The organism is Achromobacter sp. GbtcB20, assembly GCF_019091095.1.
Lineage (GTDB): Bacteria > Pseudomonadota > Gammaproteobacteria > Burkholderiales > Burkholderiaceae_B > Achromobacter > Achromobacter mucicolens.
Genome location: NZ_JAGXJZ010000524.1, coordinates 1 through 273 on the forward strand (window position 1 = coordinate 1; position 273 = coordinate 273).

Genomic DNA, 273 nt, shown 5'->3' on the forward strand with positions numbered 1-273 from the left:
CCAGCAGCTGCGTGCGCTTCGGCACGCCGTGGAAACTCATCACCAGCTTCTGGCCGCGGCCGTGCGCGTCCCAGTGCGCCTGCACCGTGTCGTGCAGCGCGTCGATGTAGCCGTCGTGGTCGTGGTAGTGCTTCACCAGGCGCAGCTCGGGCACGTTGCGGATCGCTTTGTAGTGGGCAAACACGGCGTCCCAGATCGAGGCCGTGGTGGTGCCGGAATACTGCGGATACGAAGGCAGGATCGCGGTCCGGGCGCAGGCGTCGAGCTTCAACT

Annotated in this window: 1 protein-coding gene; it reads right to left on the bottom strand. The window is 66.3% G+C overall.

The window, feature by feature from the left end:
- A partial coding sequence (locus KVT32_RS30055) for a ferrochelatase (protein ID WP_217619425.1) occupies window positions 1-273 on the bottom strand: 273 nt, incomplete at both ends.